At 38.7% G+C, this 10,686-nt stretch carries 6 protein-coding genes and 1 tRNA gene; 2 read left to right on the forward strand and 5 right to left on the reverse strand.

Going from position 1 to position 10,686, the window contains the following annotated elements:
- Positions 1-439: 439 nt before the first annotated feature.
- Complete coding sequence (locus K2X50_05625) at positions 440-1,918, forward strand: hypothetical protein (protein MBX9586720.1); 1,479 nt, start codon at positions 440-442, stop codon at positions 1,916-1,918.
- A gap of 81 nt (positions 1,919-1,999) precedes the next feature.
- On the opposite strand, the gene K2X50_05630 is transcribed toward K2X50_05625, so the two are convergent.
- Complete coding sequence (locus K2X50_05630; GenBank protein MBX9586721.1) at positions 2,000-2,623, reverse strand: TetR/AcrR family transcriptional regulator; 624 nt, start codon at positions 2,621-2,623, stop codon at positions 2,000-2,002.
- A gap of 263 nt (positions 2,624-2,886) precedes the next feature.
- On the opposite strand from K2X50_05630, the gene K2X50_05635 reads away from it, so the two are divergent.
- Positions 2,887-4,095: a multidrug effflux MFS transporter gene (locus K2X50_05635; GenBank protein ID MBX9586722.1), complete on the forward strand. Its 1,209-nt coding sequence runs from the start codon at positions 2,887-2,889 to the stop codon at positions 4,093-4,095.
- Positions 4,096-4,159: 64 nt separating this feature from the next.
- On the opposite strand, the gene K2X50_05640 is transcribed toward K2X50_05635, so the two are convergent.
- From K2X50_05640 to K2X50_05655, 4 genes are all read right to left on the reverse strand, one after another.
- Positions 4,160-4,978 carry a caspase family protein gene (locus K2X50_05640; protein ID MBX9586723.1) on the reverse strand — a complete coding sequence of 273 codons (819 nt, stop codon included), beginning with the start codon at positions 4,976-4,978 and terminating at the stop codon, positions 4,160-4,162.
- Positions 4,979-4,989: 11 nt separating this feature from the next.
- Entirely contained in the window at positions 4,990-5,463 is a 474-nt protein-coding gene (locus tag K2X50_05645; protein MBX9586724.1) for a hypothetical protein, read from the reverse strand.
- Positions 5,464-6,005: 542 nt separating this feature from the next.
- Positions 6,006-10,451 carry a hypothetical protein gene (locus K2X50_05650; protein ID MBX9586725.1) on the reverse strand — a complete coding sequence of 1,482 codons (4,446 nt, stop codon included), beginning with the start codon at positions 10,449-10,451 and terminating at the stop codon, positions 6,006-6,008.
- A 140-nt stretch (positions 10,452-10,591) separates the two neighbouring features.
- Positions 10,592-10,668 (reverse strand) — tRNA-Arg (locus tag K2X50_05655).
- Between the last annotated feature and the right edge of the window lie 18 nt (positions 10,669-10,686).

The raw sequence follows: 10,686 nt of genomic DNA on the forward strand, positions 1-10,686 counted from the left end.
TTAAAAGCCAAGTAAGCTTTCTGCCAAGGATATTTTTTAATAGATCAAAACACATTTTATCTTGATCTCTATACAATATTAAGAGGATTAGCTACAGAGAAAATGACATACACTGGTCCTCGTGAAAAGTGGAAATTGCTGATTGATGAATAGGAAAAAAATCCTCTTTAACACAAGAAACATTTTGTAAAAAAATTAGAATCATAGAACCTTTACAGCTTATCCTGGAATGCTTGGTGGGCAAAAATCGGTTCAGCCCAAAATTGCAACGTAAGAGTTCGGCTAGCTACACCCTGGTATAACTCAAATTGGGTGGCGGTGGTGGCAGAATAGTAGTAAAACCTCTCACAATTCAAGACGCGACGCTAATCTGTAAGTTGACAATTTTGTTCAATTTTTGTACTCTGATCACTATATTTCTAAAGTATAAGGAACGACCATGAAAAAACAACCTCGCAACCTCTTCCTTGGGAATCCATTACAAGTCATTAAAGTGGCTGAAAAACCATTACCGCTCAATCCAGATATTAAAGAATTATCTCTTGATGATTTTAATAAGCGCATCAGTCGATATCGTGGAACGACCTACGAGTACAGTGAATCAATTTTCACAAACGATGATTCTTTTAAGTTTACAGAGCCAAAATCTACCGTTGAATTTCCTGTGCTGAATGATCTCGTTGTGTGCTGGATTAATGAATCAGTTGGTTACGGTGTCTACACGCTACGTGATGTTCGGAAAGGCGAGGAGATATGTGTTTATACGGGTGAATTATGTAGAGTTCCTAAAGGAGATGGTTCGTACACTCTAGGGGGATTTGAAAAAACAAACAAGGGTAAACGCATTTGTACCGTAGATGCAAAATCTTGTGCCGGAATAGCGGGGTTCATACAATCTGCACTTGATAAATGGGAATATTACAATATTGAAGAATATCCTTTGCAAATGCGTAACATCAAAGCCGAAGAAAGAGAAGTCGATGGGATCACGTATACTGTGCTTGTCGCTGACGATGATATTCCCGCACGATCTCAGCTCTTAGTGAATTATGGTCTTCCTTACTGGGATGCATTACGACAAAATGGAATTATTGAAAGGTCGTTTTCTGCAGCTGATCATTGCCAAACACCCCCAACAGATTTATTTGTTTTTTCTGATGACGTTACAATACCGATGATGATTTATATACTTAATCGGAAAACACTTTCACCTCAATATCAGACTCGCCTCTTAGATTATTTAGTACGTTTTCATCATTCCCTCTTAAGACTGCTCCCTGCACAGACACAACAACAATTAGTTGCATTTATTACTCTCTTAAAAGATAAGAATAAATCGTTCGTTAATATTATCGGTTTATTTGCTGAGAAGAAGAGTTTGGAATATAAATCAATGTTGGAATGTTATGAACGAGGCTTATCCGCATTGTCGTGCGTCGCTGAATTTATACCGGACAACACAGCCAAGCCTCTGATTAGCAGCTTAGAAAAAACAGACAATGGCGATATACAATGTCCTGTAGAAGACCATAAGCGCTTTGTACGGTTACAATTACAAGCAGCTGATGCTGCTAAAAAAGCCAATTTTCAAGAAGCATTTAAGTTATTTGAGGAAGCACTTAACGGTTTTTCTAATGTTTATAAACAGCGATGTCCCTGCCTACATTTTGGTAGGACTGATATAGTCATTCATAAGACCATCTTCAATATTCATGTGCAAATGATGCAGTTATTCTCTCAAATTATGCCTGAAAAAGCCTTTCATCATGGATTTATTTGTTACAATATGATGCAGCATCCAGATATTTCTTCCAGTTTACCGAAAGAAAAAATGATCGAAATCACATCCTTGTTCGCAAAGCTTGTTCAGTCATTTTTTGGACAAACTCCGCAACTTGATGCCAGTTTTAATATGTGATTGGCAGAGTATTTGAAGGGTTAAATCTAATAATGATCTCTTCTAGAATTGAACATTTTTATAGCTGAGAGCCCATCAAACTTAGATATGATCCCTTAGGCCGTTAAGAAAAGTTTTGATGCACAACGCAATATATTCTTTTTTCATTTTGGACAGTTGCGGTTTTGATTTATTGGCGCTGAGGTCGCGGAAGGTGCGGAAAAAGCCGAGGGGAATGGTGAGGAGAAGTGAGAAGATTAATTCAGGGTTGAAGTGAGTGCTGAGTTTTTTTTGCTTTTGGAAATATTGAATGCGTCTAATAATGGTTTGTATAGTTTCGGGTGTATAGGCGGTGAGTTGGAAGGGATCGGGTTCTAGGGATTGCCATTCAATAATACGAAGTGCGTCCGGATGTTGGTCGAAAAATCCAAAGCGATATTGAATAAATTCAGAAATAAATTCTTCGCAGTTTTTTAGTGTTAATAATTTGTCCCAATTCATATTTTGAGAGTTGTGATATTCTTCGAGTATAGTAATTTTTACGGCTACCCATAAATCTTGTTTGTTGCCAAAGTGGTGGTAGATGAGGCTTTGATTTATTTGTGCCTTCTTTGCGATCGCACTAATAGAGGTGCCTGCAAATCCTGTTTCTACAAAACAAGTCCGAGCAGCATTGAGAATGGTGGCTCGAGTGTTATCTGCAGACGGACGTGTTGGAGTTGTCATTGTAACCTCAATATTGTTCAAGTACGAATAAATGTGATTTCTCAATCATAGAAAAATGAGAATCTGACTGAATTACTGTTACTGAAGTCAAGTTAGCTTCCTGTTAAAGTGGTACTGTAACGCCTTTATCCTAAATTAGGCCCATTGTAATAGATTCTTATATCAATGAAAAGATTTAGTTGAACGATCATTCAATTAATTCTTGACACCAAAGGCTGCCTGCTAGATAATTGAACGAACGTTCAATTAGATGGAGATAGAAAATGAGCTCTAATAAATATGTGACTATATGGATCGTGGTGTTTTTAGCCATTATTTCGCTTTTGGCGACTGATTTTTATACTCCGGCTATGCCGCAAATGGTTGCGGACTTGATGACTCAAGGTTCAATGATCAAATTGACCGTTACCGTTTATATATTAGGTATGGCTTTATCTCCGCTGGTTTTTGGCCCTCTTTCAGATCGTGTTGGAAGACGGCCGGTGTTGTTAGCTTCGGCAGTGATAGGCTTATTGGGGTCTGTGTTTTGCTGGTTAGCGCCTAACGTGAATCTTCTCATTATCGGTCGTTTGATTCAGGGGCTTGGATTAGGGGCAGGGTTGTCATTGGCGCGAACGATTGGAAACGATCTTTTTGAGAAGCAAGAATTTGCTCGTATTGCTGGGATAATTAGTTTAGTGGTTGCTGTTGGACCTGCTATTGCGCCGGTGATAGGAGGATATCTATTTGTACATTTTGGTTGGTCCAGTATATTCTTTTTGGTGACCTTCATGATTGCAGCAGGAGGTTTCGCGGTTTTTACTTATGTACCAGAAACAATCATCACACGAGAGACAAGTGCATTTCGGTTGCGTGAGTTGTTGGCGAATTTCAGATCTTTAATAATGCATCGAGTTTTTATTTCTTACACCATACTGGCAGGATTAACTATCAGCATTATTATTTTATTCGGCGTGTTGAGTACTTTTATTTTGCAAAAACAATATCATTTAACTCCTATTGAATACGGATGGATTATGTTGTTGGTAACTGGTATGAGTTTCATCAGTCGTACATCGAATATTATTTTATTGCGTAAATTCACACCTGAATATTGTATAGCTGTAGGTTTGGTATTTATGATATTGGGTTCTTTAATGGCATTAGTTGGAAGTGTGTTGCAACTCCACTATCTGCTTTGTGTTGTAATACCCTCTATGCTAATCGTTTTTGGCGCTGGAACAATTCCATCAAACACGGTGGCTTTAGCGCTGGGTCCTTTTAGACAGCAGGGTGGCGGAAGTGCAGGGGCTATATACGGTTCTATTACGATGTTAAGTGTATTTGCTGTTAGTATTATTGGAAGTTTTTTGCCTGCCAGTAATCTAATTTTAGCGCTGATTTATTTAGGATTAAGTGTATCGTCTGTGATTGTGATGCTGACACAAACTTCTTTGAAGCAAGAATTACCATCGGTGTTAAATCCTGAATAAGACCAAAAAAAAGGGGATGAAAACAAGTTTCACCCCCTAATTTTTTGAATGATACTATAAAAAACTAGTCGTTCTTCACACTCAATTCAAAATACGGATGTTGAATGTCATCTTTAGATTGAGCATATCTAAGACTATCGTTCGTTACATTAGTTTTAGCTCTGTCTAGCAGTGTTTTCCAGCTAGCTTTAGGTGCATTTTTGGTTTCGTCTTTTAAGCTCTTGAGGAAGGCATATGTAAAAGCTCCGCCTTCATTGTCACTACCCGAAGCAAATTCACCAATTTGAGCACTAGTAACATTGATCATGCCTTCTTCTTCAAGAAATAGATGTTGGTAATTTGAGCGGATCTTATTTTCAGAAGGAACAGCACGTAGTGATCTCGTTGCTACAATCGGAGGAGCCGATTTTTCGCCAATAAAACTATTACAAACATCGGCAATAGTCAGTAGAAAGCGAGGGTGCTTTTGCATCAAATTATAAATCACATATTCATATTGGAGTCCTTCATCTTGTTGTGAAAAAACAAGATTCGGCCAAGGGCTTGAACCTTTAGATTTTGTTCTATAACCATGACCACCAAAGAAGAAAACAATGACATCATCGCTATTTGCTTTAACGGAATTTATTTGCTGAAGAAATAGTTGAGGATTTGTTGACTTTCCTTGCATTAAAACTTCTTTAAGCGTTAAACCAGTATATTTAGCAACATTTTGCATTTCTTTACGCATATGGTTGAAGTCTTGTTTTACAGACTGACCGATGCTCTCATCCAAAGTGTCAGAGGCAATAATTGCGATCAAATTAGCGGCTTGAGCTGAAAAAGACAGCGTTGCTAATAAAACGAAAAAACTGGCGAATATAACTTGTCGTATCTTTTGCATCGTAAGTACTCCTAAGAAGTTTTTGTGGTATTAGATTTTTTCATAATCGTTTTACTGAATGAATTAAATTTTTCAGCCATCGGATCATAATCAATAATGTTGGTATTGTTTTCGCTGACTATTTTAATTTTTTTGCAAGAATAGCTAACGTAGACATTGACGGCTTTATCACCAGTAAATTGATAAGAAATTTCAGGTATAAACAGACATCGTTTAATTCGATTAAAATTGTAGTTGCTGTCATTTAACAGCATTTCACGTAATTCTGAAACTTGCTCAGCGCTCAAATTTTTAGGCGCACCTTCAGGAGCATAGGGCGGTTTTCGAACTTCAGCAACTTTTACAACTGAGACTGTTTTAGAGTTGGTTAAAGCTGAATAAGTAGGTTTGCCGATTTTTTTTTCGAGTTGAAGTGTCGTGGTCGCACAAGCTGTTAGAGCTAAGAGCAATCCGAGAATGCACGTTAATGGTTTGTAATATTTCATAATCCCCTCATTGATTCTGTTTTTAAAAATATGGGTGCAAATAATATCAAAATATGCCCTGTTTATCAAGGTTTTACCGGTATTTTGTAGTGGATCTGGAGGTGCCTGACTCCAGATGAGGTCAGGTTTGGTAAACCAATTTTAAGCTGATAGTCTATTCAAGCAGAGCAAGGGCTGTTTAGATCTCGAGGCTACAGTTTCAGCTTTTGGAAGGCGTTTTACGATGCCTATAGGGCGCTTTGTGAAGTCCAAAAGCCAGGCCTATGACTGATAATAGCCCCGTGAAAAACATAATATACGTGCACATTGTCATAGTGTTACCTTATCTCTGTTATTAAGTTTGCCAAGAGGGTGGATTAGTTTTTTATTACCTCGAGGTCAATTTCGAAGAGGATAGCATGGGAATATTAACGTAATCTTAACTAAGCGTAATGGGGGGAATAGGGTGGGTATTCGATTTCGTTCGCGATGACTTAGGGAATGGCTTAGTCGAAGGGGGGGGGCTTTCAACATGCCCCCTTCTGGGTCTTCACTTGACGCGATTAATTAAAATCGTGTTTAGTGGCGTGCTCTCCTGCGGTGGCAGTAGTTGGCTGACCGGATTGAGAAGAGAAAGAGGTCATTGGTATTTCTTCGAGGGCCTTCTGAGCTTTTTCGCCAGCCAATGCTGCTTGTCCAGCAGATTTTGCAGCGTCACGAAGTAGATCATCTTGTACTCTTTGTAGTGTTTCCATACGTACTTCCAGTTTCTTAATGATTGTTTGTGCCTCAATCATTGTTGTTGATCTCTCCTGACGTTCATTTGGATCAAGAGCTGATATGTTTGTGACTAAATCTTGGAGGGCATTTTTTTTATTGTGGACTCTAACCATCATATCTTGATACAGCTTAACCATCATCGGTGTGTAATGCAGTTTCACCCAGAGGCTACTAAATCCATCCGCCAAATAGTTACCAGAGATCACAACGGCCGTTCCAAGTAAGCCCAAATTGGTGCCAGCTACCATTGCCATGGTGGAAATTTGTAATCCTATGAGGCTAGCAATTGGTGTGATCGCAGGGCCAAAGGCGACGCCAAGGGCGCTTCCTACGGACATGAATAAGCTGCTTGCGGTTGCGATGGTCGTCGTTACTAATAGGAACTGCGACGCCCACGCAATGGAGGCAGTAATCACCGGTAAATGGGTAAGCCATGCGATCGCAGGCACGATTGCAGGGATTAATGTGGTGACTGCGCTAATGGCAATGGGCAAAATCAATGTCCACAGGATAGCTGTGAGTGCGACGCTAACCAGCCAACCAGTAAAGCCAGCAATATAGGAAATCGCTATTTCTGCGGTTTCGCCAAAGATCTCAACTTTAAGGCTTCTTCCTGCAGCGTAAGCTTTGCTGGCGCTTTTTACGGGAGAGGTGAGTATTTCGCTGATTCTGATTGCCCAAACAATGGCATATTGAGCAAGTGCGGTAGCAATACCTGCTATAATTAAAAGTGCTATGCCTACACCTTTTACGACGATATTTTGATCAGAATTACCTAGAGTCATCATCCATTGTGTTGATTGACCCACACCCGTCAGTAGCAATGTTGAAATACTCTGTAGAGTAACATCAGTGACCAACTTGATTAAATTAATTGGGAGTTTTACGAGAGCCCTTAAAATATTAAAAGGTAAAACGAATGCAATTTTAAAAGGTATTTCGATGAGTTGCGTTACCGTCCACGTTTTAATATTGGTTGTTAAAGTCCAACCTCCTAGCCAGTTTGTGAGCAATAATTGCGATGCTGATAAGAAGGGTCTGCCAGGTTTATCGATGGATTGTGGGCGGTTAGGTAATCCGAAGAGAGAGGCAAGCAATAATCCCCATCCTATATTGGCGGCGTCGATTTCTTTATATTGAGAGTTTAAGGCTAAGGCTTTATTTTCAGATGGGTCATAGCCATCGAAACCAAAGACTCTTAAAAATACCGATTTTAAATAGTGGGATAAGCTTGGTGTTGGGAGTTTTTCAACAGGCTTAATATTTTCTGCAGTTTTTATCCTAGCGCCATCTGCAATAAAACGGAATAAAGAGTAGTGCGAGGCTGTAAATATCCATTCTAAAAAAGAACGCGATTGAGGTTTGAGCGGATTAATTACAACTTCTCTAGGATGGATGGTTTGATTTTCATCAGCAGTTTTGAGTAGTTCACCACGCTCGTTATCCTCATTTTCTTCTAAATGTAATAGAGGAAATGTATTGTTGCGATGTTGAGTATCACTGCCTGAAGCTGATTTTTCAGGTTGTTCAGAGCGAGCACTGGTAAACTTCTCGAGTGCAGATGACAACAGCTTGTATATCGGATGTTCGTTATCCAGCCCAAGACTCTTCATTCCCAACATTTTTACTACAGACTGTAAGGTTTCTTCTGTCAAAACAGGCTGTTGAGTATGCGATTCTAGTCTCTTCTGTATTTTATTAAGTGTGTCTTGATATTGGACTTGAAGTGCTTCTTGGTCATCAGTGTGTAAAGGCTCTTTAGTATTAGACTTTGCTGCGAGTATCTTATAAGAGATCTCAACGAGATCGTTCTCAACGAGATAGAGAATAGTGGTGTTTGGAGCAAATCGATACACAATCTCAAGTAGATCAGCTTTGCCATCTTTATCTTTTTCGTTAAACAATTCGTCTAATGCCCAATTCAGTAGATCTAATGGTGGTTCTACACCGTCCTCTATAAGAGCCTTGAAGGTAGGTAATTTGTCATTAGTCCAACTAGCACGTAATGAACGAAAAAGTTTGCTAAGTTCAGGTTGGTTTTCAGAAATATAGTGTGGATTAAGTAAAATATTTTTTCCAAAGAATAATTTTAGTTCGTTTGTTTGATTGTTGATAACTGCTTGTCTAAATATAGCTAGAGGAATTTGATCGGTCATTATATTCAGAATAGCACTTATTTTAGCATTCGTTAGATCCATTATGCTTTGATGATTATTCACACGATTTGTGTCTTTTTTATCAGCTTCTTTTACGTTATCAGTTGATCTTTTTAAAAGTTCGAGCAAAGAAACCAATTCAAATGATGTTGTTTCTCTTTCATCTTTTCGTAGTTGAGGTTTGCAGCCTAATTCAATCAATTTGTTAAATACGACTAGGTCAACTCTAAATTGGCAGGCGCGATATATGAAATCATTGGGTTCAGTGAGTTCTGCTTTTGCGGTTTCAGATAAATTGTTGAGAAGATGTGAAGCAATATCGTTTCGATAATTATCATGATGACTATGGGATTGATTGGGGCCAGGGATTATTTGAACGCCCATGGTGCATTGAAGTAAATTAATGCAATCATTTGCAGAGAAAGGTTGGTTATCTCCTTTTGCGATGGCATTCAGCAGCGGGGTTAAAGTAGCTAGATCGAAATCTTTGTGGATGACATCTTCACACAATAAATTAAAATGTTTTTGCAGGGCCGTATGAAAATCAGGAGTTGCAAATAGTTTCTTAGTAATGCTATTGATTTTTGCATTTTGATGATGCGTGGCAAGATGTTGTAATACGGCTTTAACAAAATTACTTGAGGCGATTTTTTCATCTTTCAAACCCGCGATGATTAATGTTTCAAGCTCAGTCTCTTCTAAATGGTTTGTCAGTACATCGAGATGTTGAGTAAATTGATGAGATAGAAGAATATTTTGTAATCGAGGTGCATCCCCATGCGCAGAAAGAGAGAGCTTGAATAATTCGATTGCTAGAGATTTATCAGCGTTTAACAAACTTTTAATGCACTCTGCAGGGTTTTGTGCAACCTCACAGCGCCACGCCAAACAGTCTAAATTCTTAGAGAGAACATTTTTGCTCGCTAATCGATTGAGTTGGGTAATTAATTCAGGTGTGATCTTTAAAGAGGGATCATTCAGAAATAGTGTCTGATTTTCAGCCGATAATTTGGGAGTTATATAACCAATCAGAATATCCGGAATTTGGCCACAGAAAGAAGTTCTTCGTTGTTCATCATTAATTATTTTGTCAGTGACAAATTGTGCCAACGCATTGAGGAAATCATCTGTAGGTAGAATGGGAGGTTTGTTGCTTTCAAGTTTTTGAAAGTGTTGTGCCGTTCTTTGTAAAAAGTTCATTAAAGCAGTGAGGTCATTTTCTTTGATAAGATCATTTAACAGTGACAAAGTATCTTGATAAGTGATTTTTTGAAGAATAACCACAGAAGATGCTACTAAATCTTTGTTAGGCTGCTCAGGTTGAGCAGTTGATTTAATGACGTTAATTAAAGGTTCTTTGAATCCTTCTTTTGCCGAATCAGACAGATTTGCACTGTTTAATACATTGCAGAGCGATGGAATTAAGCGTTCATCTGAAGTCATGACGGCGTAAAGTCTTTTGGCTTGGTCTGTATTCATTTTTCGGGAGAGTTCAGAAATAAAGCTATTGAAATAAGTCCATTTTATATAACGATCTTCCTGTTTAGGAGAAGGCAGAGCGTTGTGTGGTGTGCCCTGTAATTTGGCCCTTGCTATTTTACTACATTGGGTTTCCCAGCTCTCTTTCGAAATAAGAAAAAAGCATAGCTTACTATTTTCAGATAAGCTCATTTGCTCACATAAAGCAATCAACATGTTCGAATCGCACATATGTAAGCCTGAAGCACCAACAAGATTAGTCCTTGGGTCGGCGAGAATGCCTCCAAATGTATGTTGATCATTAGCCGGCCACGATTCTGTTTGATAAAACTTTTTTATTTGGTCTAGTAAAATGGCAGGTCTTCTGAAATAAAAAGAATTTTCTTGTTTGAAGCGCAACGCTAAAGCATTCAAATAGTCGATCGGTAATACCTCTTGGCCTACTACTTCTTGAGATAAAATGGCTTTGAAATCTTCTTCAGTAAGGGCAATCGTTGGATTATCATTAAGATACGTTACGCGTTCGGCGATGTTTTTATTAAGAAATTCGTCACGATTGAACACGGCTACCTCTGTTTTTTCAACTGTTTGCATACTGAACTCCAGCGTAAAATTGATAATTCTGCTAGTATATCTTCAATTTAATGGTAATGCAAGCGAATCTTGGCTGAATTTAGCTTATTTAAGTAAATATTAAGGCTGTGAGGGGATGCCACTGGTCAAACTTGTGAGTTTGGCGCGCCCGGAGAGATTCGAACTCCCGACCACCTGGTTCGAAGCCAGGTGCTCTATCCAACTGAGCTACGGGCGCTTTGACAAGTCGGCAATC

Source organism: Gammaproteobacteria bacterium, from assembly GCA_019748175.1.
Classification (GTDB): domain Bacteria; phylum Pseudomonadota; class Gammaproteobacteria; order JAIEPX01; family JAIEPX01; genus JAIEPX01.